We start from the raw sequence: 23,530 nt of genomic DNA on the forward strand, positions 1-23,530 counted from the left end.
CCGTTTTCTTAACTTTTCATGCGGGTTTTGTACGGCTGCCGCCCGGCCAGCCTCGGCGGGCGCGCTCGGGGGATGCGCGGGGAGGTAGGCGAAGTGCAGGGGACCCCCCACGAAAAACGTGGAGCGCGCGTGCTCCTTCTCGCTTGCGCTTGAGGGGCCGACGGCGCGGCGGCGGTGCACCTGGGCCGGGATTCGGGCCCATACATCGTTCTGGGGCGACGCGCGTGCTCTCCTGGGGCGGAGGCGGCGGCTAGAGGCAGCCACTTGGCCATTCCATCGGCACGACCCCCGCCTGGCGCATTGTGTGTGCGATCTCGCTATAGGGGCTCAGCCGATGCAACGGGTTGTCGTGCACTATCACGAGATCGCTTTAAAACAGCGCAACCGCCCCTTGTTCGTGCGCCAACTGCTGCGCAACATCGAAGGCATGCTCCGCGACACCCCGTGCTCGCGGGTGCGCTCGGCAGAGGGTCGGGTGGTCATCGATCTCCTGGATGCCAGTGCCTGGCCCACGGTGCGCGAGCGGTTGGGTTGGGTGTTCGGCATTGCGAATTTTGCTTTGGCCTGGAAAAGCGGGCGCGAGGTGGAGGCGCTGGCGGAAACGGCGCTGACCGCCTTGGGCAACGTGCCCGCGCAAACTTTTGCGGTGCGGGTGAAACGTGCCGATAAGAGCTATCCGCTGCCCTCTCCGGAAATTGCCCGGCAAGTGGGGCGGCTTTTGCAAGAGCGGTTGCATTGGGCTGTGGACCTCGAACAGCCGCAAGTGGAAGTTTTTATCGAGGTGCTGGCCCGTGAAGCCTTTGTGTCGGTTGAGCGGGTGCGCGGCCTGGGCGGGCTGCCGGTAGGCGTGAGCGGCCCGGTGATCTGCTTGTTGAGCGGTGGCATCGATTCCCCAGTGGCCGCTTGGCGGATGATGGGCAGGGGATGTCGGGTGGAGTTTGTGCACTTTTCCGGCACCCCGTACCAAGACCGCCGCAGCTTGGAAAAAGCCCAAGCCCTAGCCCGCATCCTGACCCGTTACCAATTACAGTCGCGCTTGCACGCGGTCGCCTTCGGAGAAATCCAACGTCAAATTGTCGCCTCCGTGGCCAGGCCGTACCGTGTGGTGCTCTATCGGCGCATGATGCTCCGCATTGCCGCGGCACTGGCCGGGCGGGTGCATGCAAAAGCGCTGGTCACAGGGGAAAGCCTGGGGCAGGTGGCCTCGCAAACGCTGGAGAACCTGGCCACCATCGAGCGCGCGGTGGACCTCATGGTCTTGCGCCCGCTCATTGGCATGGACAAGAACGAAATCCGCGCGCAGGCAGAGCGCATCGGCACGTACGAAATCTCCATCCAACCCGACCAAGATTGTTGCCAGCTTTTCGTGCCGCCACTGCCCGCCACCCGCACGAGTCCAGCCGAGGCAGAGCGAGCGGAACAGGCCCTGGATGTCGCAGCTTTGGTGGCGGAAGCCTTGGAGCGCGTGGAAACCTTCGAATACTCGTTTCCGTGAACGCGCCAGCGCGCCGATGGCCCCCTGGCGTTGCCTTGCTTGTTCAGGCTTTCTACGAAGCAGGCCCACGATCACGGTTCAGCGCGGCAGCACTGGAAGAGGAGGCAGGAGGAAATGGCGCAGTTGACGGCAGCAGAGTTCCGCGAGGCGATGCGCTTGCTCGCGGCAGAGCTTGGCGTGCAGCGCTTGCGGGACAAGTTGGTTCGGGTCGGTGCTCTGGTGAGCCGGCGAGGCAAACCCGACGCTGAGCAATTGGCCGAGCAGCTTTACTTGTTGAGCGGAGGCTTGCGCCGCCAGACCGCCGCAACCTTTGGCTTCTTTGCCATTTGGAACGAAACTCTCCACAGCAAACTCGGCAAGGAGGGCGAGGAGCGGCTCGAGCAGTTGGCCGAAAAGGTGAATGCCTGCCTCGATGAACACGAGGCAATTATCCCTGAGAAGGAAGCTGAACTCGAGCCCGCGCTGGCGGAATACGAAGCGGCCCTGCAAGCGGCGGTCGGTGCCGACCTCGCGTACTTCGACATGCTCCTCAAAGCCGTGCCGCCCGTAGCCGAACGGCTACGCAGCCGTCGGGCGCAAGCGCGCGCTGCCGAACTGCCGGGCTCCCCGGCGGAGTGAGCTTACAACCCGACGATCGACACGAAGCTTACGCAGCGCCCAGGGGCGCCGCCGAGGTTGTGGGTGAGGCCGAGTTTCGGATTGGGGATTTGCCGCGGGCCAGCCTCGCCGCGCAACTGCAACCACATCTCGTACATCATGCGCAGCCCGCTCGCTCCGATTGGATGCCCGAAGCTTTTCAGCCCGCCGTCGGGATTGATCGGTTGCGGCCCATCGCCATCGAAGCGGCCGTCGAGCACGTCGCGCCACGCCTGCCCGCGCGGGGAAAAGCCCATGTCTTCCATGAGCACGAGCTCGGTCGGCGTGAAGCAGTCGTGCACCTCGGCCATGCTGATTTCTTCGCGCGGATTGGTGACGCCGGCCTGCCGGTAGGCATCTTCGGCGCTGCGCACCACTTCGGGGAACGTGGTGAAGTCGTAGTTTTGGCTGAAGTAGCCCTCGGCCGGACCCGCCGCGAACGCCAACGCCTTGATGAAAATCGGTTTGTCCGTGTACTTGTGCGCATCTTCCGCGCGACAGAGAATCGCCGCTGCGGCGCCGTCGCTCACCCCGGAGCAATCGAAAATCCCCAGCATCCCGGCCACGGGCGGAGCATTGCAAATGGTCTCCATCGACACTTCCTTGCGGAACTGCGCCTTGGGGTTGCGCGCCCCGTTCTTGTGGTTCTTCCAAGCAATGCGTGCGAGCACTTGCTTGAGCGTGTCTTCCGGAACGTCGTATTTTTTCGCGTACGCCGGGGCCAGCAGCGAGAACGTGGCCGGCGCTGTCATGCTGGAGATCGTGCCATCGTGCGGCGGGTTGGCCATGGCCAGGCCGGAAAAGCCCGAGTCTTTGAGCTTCTCCACCCCGATGGCCATCACCAGGTCGTACGCACCGCTTGCCACCGCGTAGGCCGCGTTGCGCAGGGCTTCGCTGCCGGTGGCGCACATGTTTTCCAGGCGGGTGACCGGTTTGTAGGGAATCTTCAGCGCCTCGGAGAGCATGAGGCCAGAAAAGCCGCTGGCCATGGTGCCGAGCCAGTAGGCGTCGACCTGCTCCGGGTCGATGTTGGCTGAAGCGTACGCCTCGCGGGCAGCTTCGATGAGAAGGTCTTCCGGACCTTTATCCCAATGCTCCCCGAACGGAGTACAACCCATGCCGACAATCGCCACGCGATCTTTGATTCCCTTGCTCGCCATACAACGTTCCTCCTGAATTCGCTCGGGCTCTCTGCGCCGTGCGTTTAGCGCATCGGGCGCGCCTTCCAAAAGTAGTTGTGCATTCCTTGCGCCGTGTAGAGGCGGCGGAAAGTCATTTCTAGCTGATCGCCGATTTTCACCTGCTTGGGGTCGACGTCGGTAAGCTCGCAGCTAAAGCGGCCACCGCCTTCGTAATCGGCCACCGCGACCACCACCGGAGGCTGCAGCGAGTACGCAAGATAGTCCAGGGTGTAGGTGGTGACCCGACAAGAGGTGTCCGCGTAGCGCTCTTCGCGCATTTGGTCCACCGCTCCGCAATGCACACACACGCGCTGCGGGGGCAGATGGCCAGTTTGGCAGCGGGTGCAACGCGAGCCCACGAACGCCATCTTCCATCGCTCGTGCCGGCGCATCACCGGCGCCGCCGGCCGCTCCGGGTCGGGCCGTCGTGGCGGCTCGAACGGCAGAATGCCCCGCCACTTGAGATAGGTGGGATACGCTAAGTCGTTCCGTTTGGAATCGATCCAGCGCTGCACCGCGCGCGGCTTCGCCGCCGAGCGCATCCGCTCCGTGACTTCGAAAACCAAGGCATCCACACCGTCGGCCTCGCTGACAACGAGGATGCGCTCGCCAGGCTGGGCCCGATCGAGCACATGCGCAAGGCCAAGCCCGACATGCGCCGCCCCGCAACGCCCAATTTGCGGCAGAAGTGGGTCGGCCGCTTTGCCAGCATCGAGCCCGAGTGCCCGCGGCAACAGCGCCAGCGTACGCGGGTTCACCCCGTCCAGCACCACGTGTGCGAGCGATGCCGGTGCCACGCCAGCAGCCGTGAGTGCCTCCTTGGTCGCTTCGAGCACTGCCGGCCCGAGCGTTTCCGCCGCAAAGCGCTCTTCCCAAGAGCGCGGGAACCGCTCCTCAGGGATGCGCCAAACATCGAGAATTTCGATCGTTCGCGTTGCCTTGCCAAGCAGGCGGGCAATGGCGTCGCTGTCGCTGCCGACGACAAAGGCCACGCCGGCATCGCCGCCTTGCGCTTCGCGCAGGCCACCTGGCGCTCCCACCGATACGTCGCTGGCGCACGCCAGGACTTTCCGCCCCGCGGCCGCCAAATCGAGAGCCAACGCTAATGCTGAAGCCCCGGCGCGCGTGGTGGCTGAGAGTTCGAAGCTGGCAATGGACTCCGGCAAGTCTAACGCCGCCTGAATGGTGGCAGCGTTGAGTTTCTCCGCGTAGGGCGGGCTGGTCGTGGCAAACACCAGGGTGTCGACAGTCAAGCCGCCGCGCAGCGCGTCGCGCCCTGCCTCCACAGCCAGCGACGCGGCGTCCTCGTCGTAACTCGCCACCGCGCGCTCGCCGCGACCCGCACCGATCGCTTGGCGCTGCAGGCGGAAGTAAGGGATGTAACTACCGTAGCGAACGATCCCGGCCAAACGAGAAACCTCCTGTGCAATTGGTGAAAAACACGCTCATTGTATGCGCGGCGGTTTTTTCGGCAACCCTGGGGCCTTACCCGCCGAGCCGGTAAATTGCGGGCACTTGCGCAGGGCTGTTCGTGCTCACTTCGAGGTCGTGCAAGAGCCCGTCGCGGATGTCGTAAATCAGGCCGTGTACGGTGAGCTGTTGGCCGCTGGCCCACGCCTTTTGCACAATCGTGGTGTGGCAGGTGTTCGCAACTTGTTGCCGCACGTTGAGTTCGCACAAGCGCCGCAGGCGTTGAGTTTCGTCGAGCGTGTCCAGCACGCCTGCGTGTTGCAAGTAGAGGTCTTTGATGCAGCGCAGCCAGTTGTCGATGAGCCCGAGTTCGCCATGCCCCATCGCATGGGCCACGCCGCCGCAACCGTAGTGCCCGCACACGATAATGTGGCGTACCCGCAGAACTTCGACCGCGTACTGGAGTACGGAGAGGCAATTGAGGTCGCCATGCAGCACGATGTTGGCCACATTGCGGTGAACAAAAATCTCCCCAGGCAGGAGGCCGACAATTTCGTTGGGGGGCACGCGGCTGTCGGCACAGCCAATCCAGAGGTACTGGGGGGCCTGCTGGCGTGACAACCGCAAGAAAAACTCCGGGTCACGCTGCGTCATTGCTGCTGCCCAACGGCGGTTGTTTTCGAACAAGGGAGCTAAGGCGTCTGCTTTCATGAGTTCTCCTTTCTCTGCCTCGGGCTGTTTCCTGGTGGCGCCTCTGCCGAGTACACTGGAATTTGGGATTGAGTCCAGGGGAGACGATCGAGGTCGACGTTCCCTCCGCTGAGAATGACAACGACTCGGCGATTGCGGATCAGCTCCACGAGCGGAGGCGCGCTGAGGGCGGCAAAGGCAATGGCCGCGCTTGCCTCGACGATCCACTTCGTGCGCTCCCACAAGAGGCGCATGGAACGCGCGATCGCGCTATCTTCCACCACGACCACGCCGGACAAGTGCTCCCGCAGGATGGCGAAGGTCCGCTCGCTCAGCTCAGCGTGCAGGCCGTCGGCGATCGTGCGCGCCTCGGGATTGCCCTGCCTTCGCCCACTCGCCAGCGAGCGCGCTGCATCGTCCGCCCCTGCGGGCTCGGCCGCGTAAATGCGTACGTGCGGGGCCTGAGCGTGGACCGCCAAGCACACTCCGCTGAGCAATCCTCCGCCTCCGACCGGTGCAACAACGAAGTCTACGTCGCCAAGCTGTTTCAACAACTCGAGGCCGAGCGTGCCCTGACCGGCAATCACGCGCGGGTCGTCGTACGGGTGCACGAATTCGGCGCCTGTCTGGAGCTGCACTTCCGCAGCCACACGCTCGCGGGCAGCTAGCGTGCGGCCGCAGGGAATGACTTGGGCACCAAAGGCGCGCGCGGCCGCTTCTTTGCTCCGTACCGCGCCCTCCGGCATCACCACGTACGCGGGAATGCCACGCAGCGCCGCAGCCCGGGCTAAGGCTTGGCCATGGTTTCCGGAACTGTGGGTCACCACGCCGCGCTTGCCAGCTTCGCTTGGCAAGGAAAACACCGCGTTGCAGGCGCCGCGGAACTTGAACGAGCCGGTGCGCTGGAACTGCTCGCATTTGAACCAGAGATGGGCACCAAACTCGCGGCTCAAACTCGTGCAAGTATGGAGCGGCGTGCGGTGAACCCACGGCGCGATGCGCTCGGCGGCAGCGAGGATATCGGGAAAGGTCACGTCCACCATGCGCCGAGCGCGGGCTTAAAACGTTTCCGGGTCCCACATCGGGGTCCAGTTGTCCAGCGACAGCGCACCGTCCACAACCAGCACGGCGCCGTTGATGTAACGTGCCGCGGGCGAGCACAAGAACAGCACCGCGGCGGCCACTTCCTCCGGGTCGGCGAGGCGGTGGGCGGGAATGTCGCGTACGGCGAGACTTTCGTAGTCGCTGACTTCCGCCCGGCTAAATTCCTCCTCGCGCAAGCCGCGCGTGGACACCGTGCCGGGAGCGATCGCATTGACGGTGACACCCCGCCGCGCCCAGTAGTACGCAAGGGTGCGGGTGAGGTTGACCACTCCGGCGCGTGCCGCACCTGAGTGCGCAAAAGCAGGCGCGCCGCGTTCGAATGAGTAAATGTGCACGATGTTCACGGCCGCGCCGAAGCCGCGGTCGAGCATGTGCCGGCCGACACGACTCAGCATGTTCCACGTGCCGTTCAGGTTCAGATCGATCACGGCCCGCCAGCCCCGATCGCTGATATCCAAGGGACGAGCGGGAAACTGCCCGCCGGCGTTGTTGACGAGAAAATCGATGGCCCCGAAGCGCTCGAGCGTCTGCGCAACAAGACGCTCCACTTGATCGATCTCGCGAATGTTCGTGGGCACCGCCAGGCACACGCTGCCGAGCGCCTCGATTTCCTGCGCTGTCGACGTCAGGGGCTCCGGTGTGCGAGCAGCAATCACCACGTTGGCCCCCAAGCGTGCAAACGCCAGGGCAATTGCCCGGCCGATTCCGCGTCCGCCGCCAGTGACCAAAGCGGTGCGGCCGCGAAACAAATCGGGGGCAAACACACTGAGGGCTGGATGCACCGTTTTGTTACTCACAATTGTGGCAACTGCCTGCTTGCGGCCGGGCGCTAGCTCGCTCCACCGGGATGGCTTTCGAGCCGGTGGGGACCCGGAAGTCCGCCGCGCTCCAGGTTTTGGGCGTAAAGGAAACCAACTCGCGAACGATGTATTGCTTCGGCGTGAGCACTTGCAGGCGAACAAGCACGCCTTCGTGCATGCCGCGCACTGCAGCGACTTGGTCAAAAGACTCGGGGTTGGCTTTGATTTGGGTCTGCAATTCGGCGAGGCTCTTGAGCACGGGCGCTAAGGCGCGAGGCTCGTCGGCAATCCATAGCCAAGCCGTGCCGGCTGGCGTTTGCAGCCTATAGCCGCGGGTGCGAAAGCCGTTGATCGTCGCCTCCTTTTGCAGCGGCTCGAGCTGCGGAAGCGGCGTGGGGCTGCGCGCAGGTGCAGGAGGCTTCCGCCATTCAATGTGCGCCTTGTGCTTCGGTTGCACCCATTCCATGGTGCCGCTGGCAAGGTCGACGAGCACATAGTTCGCCTTGTCGGAGCCCATCCCATCCACTCGCAGCCGCCCGTTCTGCAAGCGGAACTCGCTTTCCTCCACGCGCACACCGCTATCAGCCTGCTTGGCGAGGGTGAGCAAGCGTTCGATGGGCACGGCGAACACCTGCGCGGGCTCGGTGGCTTCGCTACCGAGAAGCGTAACCAAACGGCTGGTTTCCACTTCGATCCCCCGCGCGCGGATCAAACCGGACGCCGCCGTTGGCTGCTGCGCGAGAATCGGTGCCTCCCAGCCGCTCCCGACGATGAGCGCAATACTGGCCAAGAGCTGAAGCGTGCGGTTCACTCCGAGCGGCATAATCCGGCCCTTTAGCACGAGGTGAACGCGTTGCTCTAGATACGAACGTTGTTCAAGCGCTTGGCACGCTAGCTCGTGAACCTGTGCTTGCGTTCGGGTGCTGCGTGTCGAGCGGAAGGGACTAGCGGCCAAGCCATCCAACGGACTCGAATTGCTCGGCGCGGTTGTTACAAGGTACGACATGAAGGGAATTCGCCTGCTCCTTGCGGTTCTGCCTTGGTTGCAGCCCGCGTCTCTGCTCGCACACGAGGTGTTCGTGATTGGTACCACGCAACCTCGAAGTGGCGAGCTGCGGATTTGGCGGTTTGCGGAACGGGAGGTGCAAGTATACCGAGTTTTGTGCCAGAGCGGCACGTGCTTTTTCACCGCGTCGGACCCCGGCTTCACGGGGGATCCCGCGCATGGGGGTTCGACCGACGAAGAGCTTGCGGCTGACGGTCTTTCCCCCTTGCCGGACGACACGGACGTCTGGCTCGAGATCATCGCCATCGCGCCACAGGTGAAAATGGGCTTTGGTTCGGTCGTGCTGGCGGCGGGCGGCCAGGAGCGCGTCCTTCTGGGCCAGGGCCGGGCCCTGCACAACCATCCTTCCTGGCGGCTCGTTGTGCCGGAGGGCGCGTCGGGATCGTTTCCCGTCACCTTCCGGTTAACGACGACCAAGGCCGGTTTTTCTCCCTCCCCCGCTTACACCGTGTACGTCACGGCTGCCGAGGCGTCGACTTCGCCCACGGCCACGCCGACTCCTGTGCCGCCCGCCTGCGTAGGGGACTGCGACAACAACGGGGAAGTCACTGTCGAAGAGATCGTGCGCGCGGTGAACATTGGTTTGGGGTCTGGGCTGGTGGCGGATTGCACGGCAGTCGACCATGACGAGGATGGGACCGTAACGGTGGACGAAATCGTTGCCGCTGTGAATGCGGCGTTGTTTGGTTGTACGCCTGGGCCGCAGTAAGCGGAGGAGCGCCACCTGAACGGGGCGGGTGCGGAGAGCCGAGCGACGATGGGCGACAGAACGGCGGCAGACTGCGCGCGACAATTGTAGTGTTGGGCGTGTGCGGGCGTGCAGTTGGCATGACGTCGGCTCAAGGGAAAAGAGCTTCTCCCTTGCCGCCGTGATCGGCCTTACGTGTTCCGCGGGCTCCGCAGCCCCGGGCGGGAGGGCCAAGGGCAGATTGTGGCTCGCAAGAACACGTGCTTCCATGGAGAGCTCGTGACATCTTGGAGCGAAGCCTGGAGCACGGCGCTTGCGCTGTTGTGGCGTGCCGACCCTGAGGTTGTGCAAGCCGTGTGGACCTCCTTGTACGTCTCCTTGGTTGCCACTGCCATCGCGGGAGTCACGGGGATTCCGTGCGGCGTGCTGCTCGCACGGTCTCGGTTCCCGGGACGTGGCATCGTCGAGGTGACGATCAAGACGCTCACGGCCCTGCCCACGGTGGTCGTGGGCCTGCTGTTTTATGCGCTGCTGTCGCGGAGCGGGCCGCTGGGTGTCCTTGGCTTGTTGTACACGCCAACCGCGATCATCTTGGGCGAGGCGGCGTTGGTGTTTCCGCTGGTGGCGGCGCTGACAATGTCTCTGGTGGCCGAAGCGGACCCGCGCATCGAAGCCACTGCCAAAACCCTCGGTGCCTCGCCGCGCCAAGCCGTGCTCACCCTGTTGTTCGAGCTGCGGTACGGGGTGGTGGGGATCGCCGTCGCGACGTTCGGGCGCTTGCTTGCGGAGTTGGGCGTCGCGCTGATGCTCGGCGGGAATATTCGCGGCTCGACGCGGACGCTCACGACGGCCATTGCGCTGGAAACCAGTAAGGGTGATTTTGCTTTGGCCCTCGCTTTAGGGTTGTTGCTCCTCCTGTTGGCGCTAGCCGTAAACTTGTTGGTATGGTGGGCGAGCCCGAAATTACTGCCGTGACCGCAACTCCCTTCGCCTTCGACATTCGTGGTTTGCATTTGACCGATGGAGCGAAAACCCTGCTGCGCATCGAACAGTTGCAAATTCCGGCTGGGCGAGTGACCGCACTGGTCGGCCCCAACGGTGCGGGCAAGACCTCATTATTGGAATCCTTGGCCGGCTTGCGCGCAGCTCGCGCGGAATCGTTCCTCTGCCTCGGCACTGAATACGCAGGCGGGAACGGTAGTTGGTCCGCGCTCCGCCGCTCGGTGACGTACGTGGCGCAGCGGCCCTACCTATTTCGCCGATCCGTGTTTGCCAACGTGGCGTACGGGTTGCGCGTGCGCCGGGAGCCGGACCGGGCGCGCGTGTTTGCCGCGCTCAAACGCGTCGGCCTTACCGGTTACGCCGACCGGCCAGCGTGGAAGTTATCGGGTGGCGAGGCGCAGCGTGTGGCGATCGCGCGGGCCCTGGCTGTGGATCCGCCGATCTTTTTGTTCGACGAGCCCACGGCAAATCTCGACCGAGATTTTGTCCCCACGTTCGAAGCGCTTCTCGGCACGCTTGTTCAGCAGGGACGCACCGTGGTGTTTTCCACCCACGCGCTCGATCAAGCGTATCGCCTCGGCCAGCAGATCCTGAGTCTCGACGGCGGGCAGATGGTTCCGTTCCCGCTGGCGAACGTTGTGCGTGGTGCGTTACGCCACGCGGGCGATGAATGGGTGCTTGAGGCGGGGCCAATCCGCATCGTCTTGCCCCCGCCAGCAACTGCCGCGACGCGCGCAACCGTGGCCATCGATCCGGAAAGCATTTTGCTGTCGCGGCAGCCGCTGCAGTCGAGCGCCCGCAATTGCTTTCCCGGTGTCGTTACCCGCGTGGAAGGCTCGGCGCTAGGGTTTCTCGTGCAAGTGGATTGTGGTGTGGCGTTGGTGGCCCGCGTGACGGCTCGCGCTTTTGCCGAGCTCGGCCTCAACATTGGCGCGCGGGTGTTCGTCACCTTTAAATCCACAGCCGTACACTGGATCGATCCCCCGGCAAATTCCGCGGCGTGGGAGAGCCGATCCGCCTGCCCATGACGACCGCGAGCGAGCCCATCGTCGCCATTGTCGGCCCGACTGCGTCGGGGAAAACTGCCCTTGCCCTCGAGCTAGCGGAGGCCTTTGGGGCGGAAATCGTGAACGCCGACTCGCGGCAAGTGTACCGCGGGCTCGACATCGGGAGTGCCAAGCCGACGGTTGCCGAGCGGCAGAGGGTGCCCCATCACGTGGTCGACGTGGCAGCGCCCGACGAACCCTTCCACTGCGCGCGCTTTTTAGAACTCGCAGAGGCGGCGATTGCCGACATCCGGGGTCGCGGCTTGAGGGTGTTGGTGGTCGGCGGTACGGGCCTTTACGTGCGTGTGCTGCGCGGAGGGCTGTTTCCCGGGCCAGCACGCGATCCCGAATTGCGGGCCGCGTGGATGGCGCGGGAGGTGGAAAGCCCTGGCTTCTTGCACCGCTGCCTCGCGGCTGTCGACCCGGTGAGCGCTGCGCGCTTGCACCCCCGGGACCATGTGCGCCTGATCCGTGCCTTGGAAGTGTATGAAAAAACCGGCCGCCCCATGAGCTGGTGGCAAGCGCAGCATCGCTTTGGAACCGGACGCTATCCGCTCGTATTGCTCGGGGTCAGCGTGCCGCGTGCCGAACTATATCGTCGCATCGACGCGCGCTGCCGAGCCATGGTTGCATCTGGTCTGGTCGAAGAGGTGCGCCGCTTGTACGCACAGGGGTACGGCCCAGAGCTGCCCGCGCTGCAGAGCTTGGGATATCGCGAAATTGGCGCCTACGTTCGCGCGGAAATGGGTTTGGAGGAGGCGATCGCTGCTATGGCACGAGAGACGCGCCGGTTCGCTAAGCGGCAGCTCACGTGGTTTCGGCGGGAGCCGGTGGTGGAGTGGTTGCCGCCGGAAGCCGAAATTTGGGAGGGCCGCTTGCGCACGTGGTGGCCTTGACCCGCGTGGGCGGCGGCAGCAGTGGCGAGCGCTTACAGCGGGCCCAATTGGGCAGCTTGGAGACAGCGTTGCCAGCGGGCAAAGCGCTCTTCCCGTTGTGCGGTTGCCCACTGCGGCACAAACACACCACCGCTACGCCAGTGCTGGCGGAGTTCCTCGCGCGTAGCCCAAAAGCCGACGGTAAGACCGGCGAGGAAGGCAGCACCCAGTACGGACGCTTGCACCGAGGCGGGCCGCTCCACTTCACAGCCGAGCACGTCGGCAAGACACTGCAGGAGGAAGTCATTTGCAGCCGCACCGCCATCGACCCGAAGCCGCTCCGGGAAAGGCGCCCCCGCGTCGGAAAACAACGTGGAGAGCACCTCTCGACAGCGAAAGGCAATGCCTTCGAGCATGGCGCGGACGATGTGCGCGCGGCTGCTGGCGCGGGAAAGCCCGCCGATCACTGCGCGTGCCGCTGCAGCGATGTGCGGCGTGCCCAAACCCTGAAACGCGGGCACCGCCCACACGCCACCACTGTCGGCGACGGAGCGGGCCAGGGCGCCGGCGTCGTCCAACCGCTCGAGAATGCCCAAACCGTCGCGCAGCCACTGAATCGCCGCGCCTGCGGCAATCACCGTGCCTTCGAGGCAAAACGCTCGTTCGCCAGCCAAGCTCCACAACACCAGCGGATACGCACCATGGGGGGAAAAGGCGGGTTCAGAGCCCGTGTGCACGTCGGCCATGCCCGAGGTGCCGAGGGTGATCTTGGCGCCGCCTTTGTGCCAGCAGAGTTCGCCGAACATCGCGGCTTGCTGATCGCCGGCAATGCTGGCCACAGGAATCGCGGCGCCGAACAACTCGCGCGAGGTGAATCCATAAACCTCGCTCGACGAGCAAATCCTGGGTAGGACTGCCGGAGGAATGCGCAAGACTTCCAAAACGTGACTCCACCAAGTGCCTTGGAAAGGATCGTACAAGGTGGTGCAGGAGGCGTTGGAGTGGTCGGTGACGTGGGCACTGCCCCCGGTAAGATTCCAAACGAGCCAGGAATCCACCGTGCCAAAGCAGAGCTCGCCCCGCTCGCCGCGGCGGCGCAACTCGGGGCTCCTATCGAGAATCCACTCTAACTTGGTCGCCGAGGCCATCGCTGTGGTGATCACGCCTTGTTCCACGAGTTCCGCTGCGCGCTGCGCGGTGCGCGTGTCTTGCCAAACGATCGCAGGATAAACGGGCTGGCCGGTTGCGCGCTCCCACACCAGTGTGGTGGCGCGCTGCGTGCATACGCCGATGGCGGCGACCTTGGCCGCCTGGACTCCGGCGCAAGCCAGCGCCGCGCGACTGACCTCGAGGGTTTGTTCCCAGAGGGCCAGCGGATCTTGCTCTACCCAGCCGGCTTGCGGGTAAGCGGTGGTCAGTTCCGCGTAAGCTTGCCCGAGCACACGGCACTCGCGATCGAACACATACGCGCGAACGCCGGTGGTTCCCTCGTCGATGGCGAGTACGGCGCGCATAGCGTGTCTTCCGAAGAGCTGCCTCCTCAAAGCTCGGGCAGCAGCGTGCCCGGGTTCATGATGCCCGCTGGGTCTAACGCACCCTTGAGGGAGCGCAGCACCTCGACGCCCTCGCCCAGCTCGTGAACGAGCCAGGCCTTGCGGATCCGCCCGATCCCGTGGTGGTGAACGATCGAGCCGCCGGATTGCAGCGTGGCTTCCATGGCTGCGCGCCAGCAATCGAGGTAGGTTTGCTCGGCCGCTTCCTCCGAAGCGGGACGCGCGGCAAAGGTGAAATAAATATTGGTCCCTTGCGGGTAGCTATGGGAGCTGTGGCCGGAGGCGAGAAGCACGCCGGGCACCCGCTGCACTGCGTGCACGACGGAGTGGTACAAGCTCGCGATGCGATCCCAAGTGGCGCTAACTTCGATGGTGTCCACGACCAGGCCCTTTTCGATCAACGACTCGAACGTGGGCACGCGGTTGCGCTCTTCGAGCCAGCGCTGCACCGGGTTGGGTCCGCACGCCTCGCCGCCAAGATGCGCGCAGACGCCCGCGCAAGCCGCTGCCTCCGCCGCCGTCAGCGCACCTGGGCCCTCGGAGAGCAGCAGCAGCAAACATTCGTTGCCGGTGCTCACGTCGGGAAAGTGGCGGGCACTCTCCAGGCCATCGTACAGCCGCACCATGGCTGGACGCCACCCGGCCCGCACAATTTGGCGAATGGCCTCCAGGCCGGTGGGCATGTCGGCAAACCGAAACGACTGCAGGAGCACGCTTTCGGGAGTGGGGAAGATCTTCAGCGTGGCCTCGGTGACGATGCCGAGGGTGCCCTCCGCACCGAGGAAAAGCTGCCGGAGGTCGGGGCCTGCGCCCCAACGGGCACGTGGGGGGAGTTGCAGCAAACGGCCGTCCGGCAGCACGACGTCCAAGCCGAGCACAAGGTCCTCGATATTCCCGTATCGGGTGGAGTACTGCCCCGCGGCCCGTGTGGCGAGCCAGCCACCGACGGTGGACAGGGCAATCGATTGCGGAAAGTGCCCGCAGGTAAATCCGGCGCTGCGCAGTTCCTGTTCCAAAGCTTCGCCGAGTTTGCCGGCTTGCACGCGCACGTAAAGAGCGCGCTCGTTGAGCTCGAGAATTTGTGCCATCCGTCGCAGGTCGAGGACAATGCTGTTCCCAGTCGGCTCGATTGCGCCGCAAACTCCCGAGCCCCCGCCGTAGGGCACCACGGGCAAGCGGTGTGTCAGAGCGTAGCGCACGACTTCTTGCACTTGCTCCGTAGTCTGTGGGTACACCACAGCAAGTGGCGTGGTGGCGAGGCGGTGGTGCACGCCGCGGTAGACGTTGAGGAACCACGTATCTCGTTGGTGCGCATGCAGCTCGGTTTCATCCCACCGCACCTGCTCCTGGCCAACGAGTGCGGACAAGTGTTGGCGATGCTGGTGGAGTTCCGCTTCACGCATGGGCAACGCTCTCGACCGTGGGTTCGTGAACGGCACGGAAATGTTTGACGTCGGCCACATGGCGGCGGTAGGCCAACAGTTCAGCCGCTTTGCGCTCGTCGTTCCAGTTCAACCACTCTGCCATCCAGTCCGCCACGAGCGGGGCGGCCTCCAAACCATTGTGCGGGCCCCAGAGAAATAGGCGCGCGCGCCGTTCGAGAACGTCTTCGAGCGTGAGGGCCATCTCTTGGCGCACGTTGTAGAGAACCTCTGCGCGGGTGAGGCAACTTCCGTCCGGGCTCTCCGCTGCCAAGGCTGGGTCGGCAACCATGGCACCGGCAATCCAGTCGGCGTTGCTCCCGTAGAGCGACACAAGACGCTCGAGCACCTCCGGGCGAACGCCGCTCCACTTGTTGCGGAGAGTCGCCGCCAATGCAGAAAGGCTGTCGAAGTCGCCGCCACTGAGCGGTGTAGTGGCGCTATCGCCGACGGGGGCGGGCGGAGCCTTCCCCTGTTCTTGCAGGCGTTCGAGCATAAGCTGCAAAATTCGCTGCGCCATTTTTCGATACGTCGTGAGTTTTCCGCCGGCGACGGAGATCAGCCCGGTGGGTCCGAGCATGATTTCGTCCTTGCGGGAAATTTCGCTCGGCTTTCGGCCTTCCTCGTGCAACAAGGGACGCAGCCCGGCCCACGCTCCGACGACGTCCTCGAGCCGAAGGGGCTCCACACGGAAAGCATGGTTGGCGGCAGCGAGCAAATACTCCGCGTCCTCCACAGTAATCGGCGGATCGTCGTAGCGCCCTTGGTAATCGGTGTCCGTGGTTCCGAGGTAGACGAAGTTGCCTTGCGGGATCGCAAACACGCTGCGCTTGTCGGCGGCATTCATGACCACGCAGCGGCTGATGTTCAGTCGTGAGCGCGGCAGGATCAGGTGAATCCCTTTGGTGAGGTGCAGGCGGCGAGGTTCGTTCATACCCTGCATGGCGCGAATTTCATCCACCCAAGGGCCCGTGGCATTCACCACGGTGCTGGCCCGCACAAGGAATTCGTCCCCAGTGACCTGGTCGCGCACCCGTGCGCCGGCAAGTTTTCCGTCCTCCAGATGCAGACCCACCACCGGTGAGTAGTTGGCGATCACGGCGCCGAGGCTGGCTGCGGCCTTTAGGGTTTCGAGAACCAAACGGGCATCGTCGGTGAGGTATTCGTAGTAGAGGCCGGCACCGTAAAGTTTGTCGTCGCGCAACAGCGGCTCGAGGGCCAGCGTCTGCTCGCGGTCTAACATCCGGTTGCGCTCTTCCTTGGCCACGCCGGCAAGGTGGTCGTACGTAAATAACCCGGCGCGAATCTTGAGATATCCGGATCGGCTGTACACGGGTACCAGCATCTGCAAGGGCGCTGCGAGGTGTGGTGCTAAGCGCCGGAGCACCTTCCGCTCGGTTGCGGCCTCGCGGACCAAACGCACGTCGCCCTGAGGCAAGTAGCGCAGTCCGCCGTGGATGAGCTTCGAGGAGCGGCTACTGGTTCCTTGCGCAAAGTCGCGGCGCTCGACGAGTGCCACCCGCAGGCCATGGAGCGCAGCTTCACGAGCCACGCCAGCACCTGTGATGCCGCCGCCGATGACGAGCACGTCGTAGCTTTCCTCCGCCAGACGGCCGAGGTTGTATTTGCGGGTACGCGCCGACCACTCTCCCAGTGCTGTCATGCAGTGTGTCGTCCTCTTGTCATCGAGCAAATTGTTGGCGGTACTCTCACTTGCAACCGCCCGTTTGTCAAACCAGGCACGACCGGCGCGCCCGCCCGCGATGGTAGGGGCAACGCATGCGTCGCCTGTGGCGCGAGTGCCGAGTAGTGAGTGGCCAGTGGTGGCAATCAGCGACTAGCGACTAGCGAATAGCGAATAGCGAATGGTGAATGGCGGACACGCCAATTGGCGGACGCTGTTGCAGCCGGTGCCCCTACGTTGGCATCTTGCCATGCGGCACCGACGCCAAGGTAGGTACAGCCCCTTGTGGCTGCCCTCGTTACCGACCACCACGCCGCCGCTGCCTGCTCCACGGCCAATACCCTCACCCCTCAAGGGCAGGCACAAGGTGTGCCCCTACAATTTCTTCTTTGCGCTTGCCGGCGGCGCCGCACCCGGGCGTCGCCATCTTGGGACCCCGCACCAACCTCACCGTAGGGGCGACGCATGCGTCGCCCGTGGTGCCTTCATGGCAGAACGCCACCACACCGTCTCGCAAACTTTCGATCGCGACGCAGCCTGCAGGGGCGAGCGGCGGTTGCCCGGGTTGCTCGCGAGGTGTGGGGTGGTGAGGCAGGGACTACCGGGGCGCGGTTCCAACCCTACCTCTTTCGGCTGCCCGCTGCGGGCCATGGGCGGCTCGCCCTTAGCTAGCCGACGGCCTGCCCTTGGATTGGCGGAAAACCTCGGGTACAGAGCGGCGCATGGCGGAGCTGCCGCTGGCTGGTGTGCGCATTCTCGCGTTTACGCAGCTCGGTGCGGGCCCGTACGCCATGATGGTGCTCGGGGACCTCGGTGCGGAGGTGGCGAAGGTGGAGGACCCCATCTCGGGAGGCGACGAGGCACGGCGCGTGCCCCCGGGCACGATCGCGGGCGACAGCTTGTATTTCCAAGCGCTCAACCGCAATGCGCGCTCGCTCACGCTAAATTTGCGCGTGCCCGAGGGGCAGGCCCTGCTGCGGCGCTTGGCGCGGGTGTGCGACGTGGTCTACTGCAACCTGCGCGGGGATCTGCCGGCTAAACTCGGCCTGGATTACGCGGCGCTCGGCCGGGAGAATCCGCGGCTGGTGTGCTGTGCGCTGTCGGGCTTTGGCAAGAGCGGGCCGCGCGCGAGCGAACCGGGCTACGACTTTCTCATTCAGGCACTGGCGGGCTTTATGAGTTTGACTGGCGAGCCGGATGGCGAGCCGCAACGTTGCGGCGTGTCGGTGGCGGATTTTGCCGGCGGCCTCATGTCCGCCGTCGGCGTGCTCGCGGGGCTCCTGAGAGCGCGCGCCACAGGAGTCGGCGGCGATGTCGACGTGAGCTTGTTGGATACCGCGGTGTCGATGCTCAATTATATGGTCACGTGGTGGTTCGCGCTGGGCCACAAACCGCAGCGCTTCGCCCGCGGCGCGCACCAAAGCTTGGTGCCTTCGCAAACCTTTGCCACGCGCGACGGCTTCCTCGTGGTGATGTGTATGAAAGAAAAGTTCTGGCAGGAGCTGTGCGACTGCCTGGGAAAACCTGCGTGGACCGAGGATCCGCGCTTTGCCACCATGGCGGATCGCTTCCGCCATCGCCACGAGCTCCTGCCGCTGCTGGAAAAGGAGTTCCTGCGTCGCTCTACCGGCGAGTGGCTTACGCTGTTGCGCGGGCGCGTACCGTGTGCGCCGGTCAATGACCTCGAAGCAGCGCTCGCCGAAGAGCAACTGCACGCGCGGGACATGCTGATCGAGGTTCCCCACCCGCACTGGGGCACCCTCCGGGAAGTTGGCTGCCCGATCAAGTTCGCGGGGGTGGACCCGAGTTACCAGGCCGCATCGGCCTGCGGTGCCGACACCGAACACATCTTGCGCACGTGGCTGGGCTTGGACGAAGCAGCCATTGCCGCTTTACGGCAAAAGCGCGCGATTTGAACGAGCTCGAGAGATGGACTTGCGCTTCACCCCGGAGCAAGAGCAGTTTCGCAGCGAGATCCGGCGCTGGCTGGCCGACCATCCGCCGCCACGCCTGCCGGTAGAGCTACCGTTGGCTGAGGAAGTCGCCCGGTTGCGCGAGTGGCAACGGACCCTCGCGGCAGGAGGTTGGGTGGGCGTGCACTGGCCACGTGCCTACGGAGGTCGCGGTGCGTCGTTGGCCGAGCACTACATTTTGCAGGAAGAGCTGGCGCGCGTGCGCTCCCCTGAGTTGATCGGGCGCATTGGCGTCAACCTGGTCGGTCCGACGCTTATCGCCCACGGCACCGACGAGCAAAAACGCCGCTACCTGCCTGCCATCCTGACCGCCGAGGAAATCTGGTGCCAATTGTTTTCCGAACCCGGCGCAGGGTCCGATTTGGCTGCGCTCCGCTGTCGCGCCGAACCGGCCGAAGGCGGATTTTGGGTAAGCGGAGAGAAGGTGTGGACGAGCTATGCCCAGTTCGCGCGCTGGGGCATTCTCCTCGCCCGCACCGGCGGGGGCCGGAAGAAAACGGAGGGCATTTCCTTCTTGATTGTCGACATGCAGAGTTCCGGCATCGAGGTGCGACCGCTGCGGCAAATGACGGGCAGCGAGGAATTCAATCAGGTGCGTTTCGATCGCGTGTGGGTTCCACGCGCCCACCTGGTAGGCGAGGATGGCGCCGGGTGGTCGATTGCGCAAACCACCCTGTCGCACGAGCGTGGCACGTCGCCGCGCCAACTGGTGATCCACCGCATCTTGCTCGACGAGATGCTCTCTCGCGCGCGTGCGGAGCAGCGCAGCGACCCGGTGTTCCGCCAGGAGCTCGCGCAAGCGTGGATCGAGATGGAGTTGTTCAAACTCTTCAATTGGCGCGTGCTCACGCGCTTGCAGCGGAAAGAGAAGCTGGGTGCGGAAGCATCGGTCGTTAAGCTATTTTGGAGCGAGGCAAGCCAGCGCATGCACGAAACCGCGCTGCGTTTGCTCGGGCCCCGAGCGTTGCTGCTTGCCGACTCGCGCGCCCTCCAAGATGGGCGATGGACTCGGTCCTACCTCTACTATCGTGCCGCGACGATTTTTGCTGGCACCTCGGAGATCCAGCGCAACATCGTCGCGCAGCGGGTCCTCGGCTTGCCCCGCGAACCGGCTTGAGGGGTGCTGGAATCCGCCACCTCTTCGCTTGCAACGAGGAACATTTGTCGGCAAAGTTGAGTGCCGACGGAAGGCGTGAGCGCCGTCATGGGTGCGGGAGGGTGGCATGAGTCGCAGGGAAAACAAATCCACAATGGTACCCCGCAACGCAGCGACCTTTGCGTACCGGCCGTTCTCCGTTTTGAAAGACTTGGCTGCTGCGCTGGCCGTGAGCGATGGCCCGAAGAAAAGACTTGCGCAGCCGCAACCTGCGGAGCGTGAGGCGTCGTCGGGTAAAGGCGAGAGCAGCTTGAGCGACCTCGAGCTGTTTTGGCGCGAAATGGCGGGAGTCAGGCGTCTCTGGCCGGAGGGGACGAACCTCGTCGAGCGCCGGGGGCCGACTCGGGTGCCGCGGGCACTGACCAGTGAGGATGCGGAAGTGCTTGCCGAGCTCGCGGATTTAGTTGCGGGACTGGCAGCGTTCGACGTCACGTTGTCGGACGAGTACGTGGAGGGAATCGCGGGCGGGCTCGACTTGCGTTTGCTCCAGCGGCTGCGACGTGGCGAGTTCGCTTATCAAGACTATGTCGACTTGCATGGTCTCAACGTGGAGCAGGCCAAGGCGAAGGTGGAAGAGTTTTTATCTGCCGCGGTGCGCACCGGGAAACGATGCGTCTTGATCGTCCACGGGCGGGGCAAGAATTCGAAGGACCAAGTGCCGGTACTGAAAAGCCGAGTGACCGAGTGGCTAGCCCGTGGGCGTTGGTCGCGCATGGTGCTCGCGTTTTGCAGTGCCCGACCGTGCGATGGCGGCACGGGTGCCCTGTACGTGTTGTTGCGCCGCCGACCACGGGAGCGCGGTCGAGTGCGCGTGGCCACTGGGGTGAAATGGTAACCCGTCGCATGAGAAGCTGCTGGTGCCCGCGTGCGGGTGTGTGCTGGCACGGCGGATGGGGGCGGGGGAGCGCAGCTTCGAGCCCGCAATGGGTGCCAACCGAAAGCTGATGAGGGAGGTGTTCATGAGATGGCGAGCAACCATCCTGTGCGCAGTGGGTGTCGTGTTCGGGCTGACGACTGTGGGGAGAGCTCAACTGCTACCCCAAGGATTGCCTCTTGAGGTTGCGGAAAAACTGGTAGAGGCCAAGCAAATTTACGTGGCCACCCAGCGCCAGGATGGGTCGCGGAGCGAGGCAGCTCCGGTGTGGTTTGGCATCATGGAGGGAGCCGTTTGGTTCACCACCAGTCCGGATAGCCACAAGGGCAAACGGATTCGGCGCGGCAGCCCGGTGTTCGTCTCCGTGCAGGGGAAGAAAGGCCCGTTTGTACGCTTGCGGGCGGAAATCGTTAACGATGGCGACAAAGCCGAGGCCCTCGGGAAAATCTACGAACGCAAGTACTGGTTGGCGTGGTTGGGCTTTTTCCGGCCGAGCAAGGAGCGAGTCCAGTCGGGCAAGGTGTTGCTCATCCGCCTGACCGCCGAGGGCGGCGAAGAACCGCAGCGCGGTTCTTGAACGAGTTCTCGCTCGATAGGGCCCTCGCTGGCATCCGACGGACCACCGCTGTTTTGTCCATGGGCCACGAACACGAGAGGTGGCCGCGTGCGCTGTCTGGCGCTGGAGCCCTCACGGTAGACGGCGTGAGGCGGCAGTGGCACGTGCAGCTCAGCATTGGTGCCTCACCGTTGGAATGAAAAGCTTCGGATGCAGGCGGGCGCGTCGGCCTGGGAGGGCACATTGCCGCGCAGACTCGGTTTTCGTGAGTCGGGCGCGCGGAAACTTGGACTAGGCACGCTGTGACTGGGGTCGATATCCTGATTATCGGAGCATACCTGGCGTACTCGCTGGCACAGGGCTTCCGTTACCGCTCTCAAGCTGGGAAGAACTTAGAAGAGTACGTGCTCGCCGGGCGTTCGCTTCCCGGGTGGAAAGCTGAAAGGTCCATGGCGGCGCGCCATTCGCTGCCGATACGCCGCTAGTGTTTACGGGACTGATCGCCACTGCTGGAATCTTCGGCTTGTGGCGCTTTTGGATATACGGCGTCGCGTTTTTGTTTCTCGGCTTCGTGCTCGCTCCGAGCTGGCGCAACGTTGGAGTCTTGACCGATGCCGAACTCACGGAGGTGCGCTACGGCGGCCGTGCTGCGGCCGTGCTGCGCGCCTTAAAAGCGTTCTACTTCGGCACCGTGCTGAACTGCATGGTGTTGGCCATGGCGCTGCTCGGCGCGACCCGGATTGCTGAGCCCTTGTTGCTCTGGAACGCCTGGTTGCCGGCGGCGTTGTTCGACCCGGTTGTGCGGATTGTCGAGCACGTGCGCGTTCCTCTCGCCTTTAGCAGTCATCGCGGACTTCCAGAGGGGGATGTTTGGGTGCGTTCGGCAAACAATCTGCTTTCGATTTTGGTGATTGTGAGTGTCACCGCATTTTACTCCGCCACGGGCGGCCTGCGCAGTGTCGTGCAAACAGACGTGGTGCAGCTTGCAATCATGTTGGTGGGAACCTCGGTGTATGCATGGCTCTTACTCCAGCAGGTGGGCGGTTGGGGGGCACTCGCCTACGGCGTTCGTGCCGTGTTCGCCAAGGGTGGAGGCGGCATCCTCGTCTCACCCGAGCAAGTTCTCCAGTTTACCCCTGGCGCCGAGATCTCGCTGAGTTTTCTCGCGGTGTTGGGCCTCCAGTGGCTGGCGCAGATGAATGCCGACGGCTCGGGCTACTTAGCTGAGCGGACGATGGCCTGCCGCTCCAGCCGCGACGCAAAATTCGCCGCAGTGTGTTTTACGGTAGTACAAATCCTTTTCCGCAGCCTGCTGTGGGTGCCCATGGGTGTGGCGCTGTTCATCCTGTACGCCCCGGGGCAGCAGCCGGAATCGCTGAGGGTGTTCACGGCGGAAAGGGAGTTCACTTACGTGCGCGGCATCAGCGAGCTCTTGCCGCCCGGCATCAAAGGGTTGGTGGCTACTGGCATGCTGGCGGCACTGGCTTCCACTGTGGACACGCACCTCAATTGGGGTGCGTCATGTTGGAGTAACGACGTGTACAAGCGCTGCTTTTGTTTGGGCTGGCGTGGCAAAGAGCCATCGGCGCGGTCGCTGGTTTGGGTTGCGCGCGGCCTCGAGCGTTTGCATCGTCGCCCTCTCTTTCGGGCTGATGTTGCATCTGGAGTCGATCCAAGAAGCGTGGGTGCGGAGTTTATTACTGGGAGCGGGGATGGGTGTATTGTTGGTGTTGCGATGGCTTTGGTGGCGGTGGAACGTGTACGGAGAGATTGGCGGACTCCTGGCTTCCTTGGTCTTGCTGCTCCCCTTGCAGCTTTGGGTCGCCGACCCGGCGCTTGCTTTCTTGCTGATGTTTGCTGGTTCGACGGCAGTCGGGGTGGTTGTTGCCTGGTGACGTCGCCGGAAGATCGGGCGCTGTTGGTCGATTTTTATCGCCCCGCGCCGCCGCCGGGTTTCTGGCAACCGGTTGGTGTGGAAGCCGGGTGTCCGGCAGACGGGGCGACCAGGCTTCTTCGCGGTGCGACCGCCGTCGCTCTGAGCTCTGCCTCCGTGTTTTGTGTCTGGGCTCCGCCCTGGTCGGGAGCCTGGCACCGAAGTGGTGGCCGCTGGATTGGCGAGCGTGGTGTTGGAGCCTGTGCACCGTGGGCCTCCTCCTGGTGCCCGTGTGGTGGCGCGTCGGGTTTGCAGAGGGTGCCGCGGAAGAGAGCAAGCTTTAGGGCGCGCGAAGCCGCGTTTGTCGGGCGCGGCGTTGCAGCCGCTGGGTGAGGGTGGCCGCTCCGGGGTGCCCCGCCGCTGAGATCGAACTTCGCTCATTCCCCC

Annotated in this window: 20 protein-coding genes; 11 read left to right on the forward strand and 9 right to left on the reverse strand. The window is 64.2% G+C overall.

Annotated elements, in window-relative coordinates; genetic code table 11:
- The first annotated feature begins 334 nt into the window (after positions 1–334).
- Positions 335–1,495: a tRNA 4-thiouridine(8) synthase ThiI gene (gene thiI, locus N3C12_15120; GenBank protein ID MCX8073757.1), complete on the forward strand. Its 1,161-nt coding sequence runs from the start codon at positions 335–337 to the stop codon at positions 1,493–1,495.
- A 114-nt stretch (positions 1,496–1,609) separates the two neighbouring features.
- Positions 1,610–2,113 carry a hypothetical protein gene (locus N3C12_15125; GenBank protein ID MCX8073758.1) on the forward strand — a complete coding sequence of 168 codons (504 nt, stop codon included), beginning with the start codon at positions 1,610–1,612 and terminating at the stop codon, positions 2,111–2,113.
- Positions 2,114–2,115: 2 nt separating this feature from the next.
- Here the strand turns inward: N3C12_15125 and N3C12_15130 are convergent, their stop codons facing one another.
- The 6 genes from N3C12_15130 to N3C12_15155 form a co-directional block, all read right to left on the reverse strand.
- Complete coding sequence (locus N3C12_15130) at positions 2,116–3,291, reverse strand: acetyl-CoA acetyltransferase (GenBank protein ID MCX8073759.1); 1,176 nt, start codon at positions 3,289–3,291, stop codon at positions 2,116–2,118.
- A 44-nt stretch (positions 3,292–3,335) separates the two neighbouring features.
- Positions 3,336–4,721, reverse strand: a complete 1,386-nt coding sequence (locus N3C12_15135; GenBank protein MCX8073760.1) for an OB-fold domain-containing protein — start codon at positions 4,719–4,721, stop codon at positions 3,336–3,338.
- 76 nt (positions 4,722–4,797) lie between these two features.
- A complete protein-coding gene (gene can, locus N3C12_15140) occupies positions 4,798–5,433 on the reverse strand; it encodes a carbonate dehydratase (protein ID MCX8073761.1) in 636 nt (211 codons plus the stop codon).
- On the reverse strand, positions 5,430–6,455 hold the full coding sequence (locus N3C12_15145) for a threonine/serine dehydratase (protein MCX8073762.1): 1,026 nt from the start codon (positions 6,453–6,455) through the stop codon (positions 5,430–5,432). The genes can and N3C12_15145 overlap by 4 nt, the downstream gene beginning before the upstream one ends.
- A 15-nt stretch (positions 6,456–6,470) precedes the next feature.
- Positions 6,471–7,313, reverse strand: a complete 843-nt coding sequence (locus N3C12_15150) for an SDR family oxidoreductase (protein ID MCX8073763.1) — start codon at positions 7,311–7,313, stop codon at positions 6,471–6,473.
- A complete protein-coding gene (locus tag N3C12_15155; protein ID MCX8073764.1) occupies positions 7,306–8,139 on the reverse strand; it encodes a hypothetical protein in 834 nt (277 codons plus the stop codon). Before N3C12_15155 ends, N3C12_15150 begins: the two co-directional genes overlap by 8 nt.
- 181 nt (positions 8,140–8,320) lie before the next feature.
- Between N3C12_15155 and N3C12_15160 the strand changes: the two genes are divergently transcribed.
- From N3C12_15160 to miaA, 4 genes are all read left to right on the forward strand, one after another.
- Entirely contained in the window at positions 8,321–9,091 is a 771-nt protein-coding gene (locus tag N3C12_15160) for a hypothetical protein (protein ID MCX8073765.1), read from the forward strand.
- Between the two features lie 258 nt (positions 9,092–9,349).
- On the forward strand, positions 9,350–10,045 hold the full coding sequence (locus N3C12_15165) for an ABC transporter permease (protein ID MCX8073766.1): 696 nt from the start codon (positions 9,350–9,352) through the stop codon (positions 10,043–10,045).
- Positions 10,015–11,100 (forward strand): ATP-binding cassette domain-containing protein, encoded by a 1,086-nt coding sequence (locus N3C12_15170; protein ID MCX8073767.1) that lies wholly within the window; start codon positions 10,015–10,017, stop codon positions 11,098–11,100. The genes N3C12_15165 and N3C12_15170 overlap by 31 nt, the downstream gene beginning before the upstream one ends.
- On the forward strand, positions 11,097–12,014 hold the full coding sequence (gene miaA, locus N3C12_15175; GenBank protein MCX8073768.1) for a tRNA (adenosine(37)-N6)-dimethylallyltransferase MiaA: 918 nt from the start codon (positions 11,097–11,099) through the stop codon (positions 12,012–12,014). Before N3C12_15170 ends, miaA begins: the two co-directional genes overlap by 4 nt.
- Before the next feature lie 32 nt (positions 12,015–12,046).
- On the opposite strand, the gene glpK is transcribed toward miaA, so the two are convergent.
- Genes glpK through glpD form a run of 3 tightly spaced genes read right to left on the reverse strand, consistent with a single transcriptional unit; the run spans position 12,047 to position 16,630 of the window.
- Positions 12,047–13,507 carry a glycerol kinase GlpK gene (gene glpK, locus N3C12_15180; GenBank protein ID MCX8073769.1) on the reverse strand — a complete coding sequence of 487 codons (1,461 nt, stop codon included), beginning with the start codon at positions 13,505–13,507 and terminating at the stop codon, positions 12,047–12,049.
- 26 nt (positions 13,508–13,533) lie between these two features.
- Positions 13,534–14,949, reverse strand: a complete 1,416-nt coding sequence (locus tag N3C12_15185; protein MCX8073770.1) for an FAD-binding oxidoreductase — start codon at positions 14,947–14,949, stop codon at positions 13,534–13,536.
- Positions 14,942–16,630 (reverse strand): glycerol-3-phosphate dehydrogenase, encoded by a 1,689-nt coding sequence (gene glpD / locus N3C12_15190; protein MCX8073771.1) that lies wholly within the window; start codon positions 16,628–16,630, stop codon positions 14,942–14,944. The genes N3C12_15185 and glpD overlap by 8 nt, the downstream gene beginning before the upstream one ends.
- A 743-nt stretch (positions 16,631–17,373) precedes the next feature.
- Between glpD and N3C12_15195 the strand changes: the two genes are divergently transcribed.
- The 5 genes from N3C12_15195 to N3C12_15215 all read left to right on the forward strand — a co-directional run bounded on the left by N3C12_15195 (position 17,374) and on the right by N3C12_15215 (position 23,476).
- The gene (locus N3C12_15195) at positions 17,374–18,567 is read left to right on the forward strand and encodes a CoA transferase (GenBank protein MCX8073772.1); all 1,194 of its coding nucleotides are present in this window, start codon (positions 17,374–17,376) and stop codon (positions 18,565–18,567) included.
- 13 nt (positions 18,568–18,580) lie between these two features.
- Complete coding sequence (locus N3C12_15200) at positions 18,581–19,741, forward strand: acyl-CoA dehydrogenase family protein (protein ID MCX8073773.1); 1,161 nt, start codon at positions 18,581–18,583, stop codon at positions 19,739–19,741.
- Positions 19,742–19,847: 106 nt separating this feature from the next.
- Entirely contained in the window at positions 19,848–20,615 is a 768-nt protein-coding gene (locus N3C12_15205; protein MCX8073774.1) for a Smr/MutS family protein, read from the forward strand.
- Positions 20,616–20,739: 124 nt separating this feature from the next.
- The gene (locus tag N3C12_15210) at positions 20,740–21,231 is read left to right on the forward strand and encodes a pyridoxamine 5'-phosphate oxidase family protein (GenBank protein MCX8073775.1); all 492 of its coding nucleotides are present in this window, start codon (positions 20,740–20,742) and stop codon (positions 21,229–21,231) included.
- A 463-nt stretch (positions 21,232–21,694) separates the two neighbouring features.
- Positions 21,695–23,476 (forward strand): sodium transporter, encoded by a 1,782-nt coding sequence (locus N3C12_15215; protein ID MCX8073776.1) that lies wholly within the window; start codon positions 21,695–21,697, stop codon positions 23,474–23,476.
- The last annotated feature ends 54 nt before the right edge of the window (positions 23,477–23,530 follow it).

The sequence above is a fragment of the Candidatus Binatia bacterium genome, from assembly GCA_026415395.1.
Classification (GTDB): Bacteria; Desulfobacterota; Binatia; order HRBIN30; family HRBIN30; genus HRBIN30.

What these genes read in the sequence shown, in the direction of transcription:
- thiI (MCX8073757.1), top strand. Translation starts at nt 335, where the DNA reads ATGCAACGGGTTGTCGTGCACTATCACGAGATCGCTTTAAAACAGCGC.
- N3C12_15125 (MCX8073758.1), top strand. Translation starts at nt 1,610, where the DNA reads ATGGCGCAGTTGACGGCAGCAGAGTTCCGCGAGGCGATGCGCTTGCTC.
- N3C12_15130 (MCX8073759.1), bottom strand. Translation starts at nt 3,291, where the DNA reads ATGGCGAGCAAGGGAATCAAAGATCGCGTGGCGATTGTCGGCATGGGT.
- can (MCX8073761.1), bottom strand. Translation starts at nt 5,433, where the DNA reads ATGAAAGCAGACGCCTTAGCTCCCTTGTTCGAAAACAACCGCCGTTGG.
- N3C12_15145 (MCX8073762.1), bottom strand. Translation starts at nt 6,455, where the DNA reads ATGGTGGACGTGACCTTTCCCGATATCCTCGCTGCCGCCGAGCGCATC.
- N3C12_15155 (MCX8073764.1), bottom strand. Translation starts at nt 8,139, where the DNA reads ATGCCGCTCGGAGTGAACCGCACGCTTCAGCTCTTGGCCAGTATTGCG.
- N3C12_15160 (MCX8073765.1), top strand. Translation starts at nt 8,321, where the DNA reads ATGAAGGGAATTCGCCTGCTCCTTGCGGTTCTGCCTTGGTTGCAGCCC.
- N3C12_15170 (MCX8073767.1), top strand. Translation starts at nt 10,015, where the DNA reads ATGGTGGGCGAGCCCGAAATTACTGCCGTGACCGCAACTCCCTTCGCC.
- miaA (MCX8073768.1), top strand. Translation starts at nt 11,097, where the DNA reads ATGACGACCGCGAGCGAGCCCATCGTCGCCATTGTCGGCCCGACTGCG.
- glpK (MCX8073769.1), bottom strand. Translation starts at nt 13,507, where the DNA reads ATGCGCGCCGTACTCGCCATCGACGAGGGAACCACCGGCGTTCGCGCG.
- N3C12_15185 (MCX8073770.1), bottom strand. Translation starts at nt 14,949, where the DNA reads ATGCGTGAAGCGGAACTCCACCAGCATCGCCAACACTTGTCCGCACTC.
- glpD (MCX8073771.1), bottom strand. Translation starts at nt 16,630, where the DNA reads ATGACAGCACTGGGAGAGTGGTCGGCGCGTACCCGCAAATACAACCTC.
- N3C12_15195 (MCX8073772.1), top strand. Translation starts at nt 17,374, where the DNA reads ATGGCGGAGCTGCCGCTGGCTGGTGTGCGCATTCTCGCGTTTACGCAG.
- N3C12_15200 (MCX8073773.1), top strand. Translation starts at nt 18,581, where the DNA reads ATGGACTTGCGCTTCACCCCGGAGCAAGAGCAGTTTCGCAGCGAGATC.
- N3C12_15205 (MCX8073774.1), top strand. Translation starts at nt 19,848, where the DNA reads ATGAGTCGCAGGGAAAACAAATCCACAATGGTACCCCGCAACGCAGCG.
- N3C12_15210 (MCX8073775.1), top strand. Translation starts at nt 20,740, where the DNA reads ATGAGATGGCGAGCAACCATCCTGTGCGCAGTGGGTGTCGTGTTCGGG.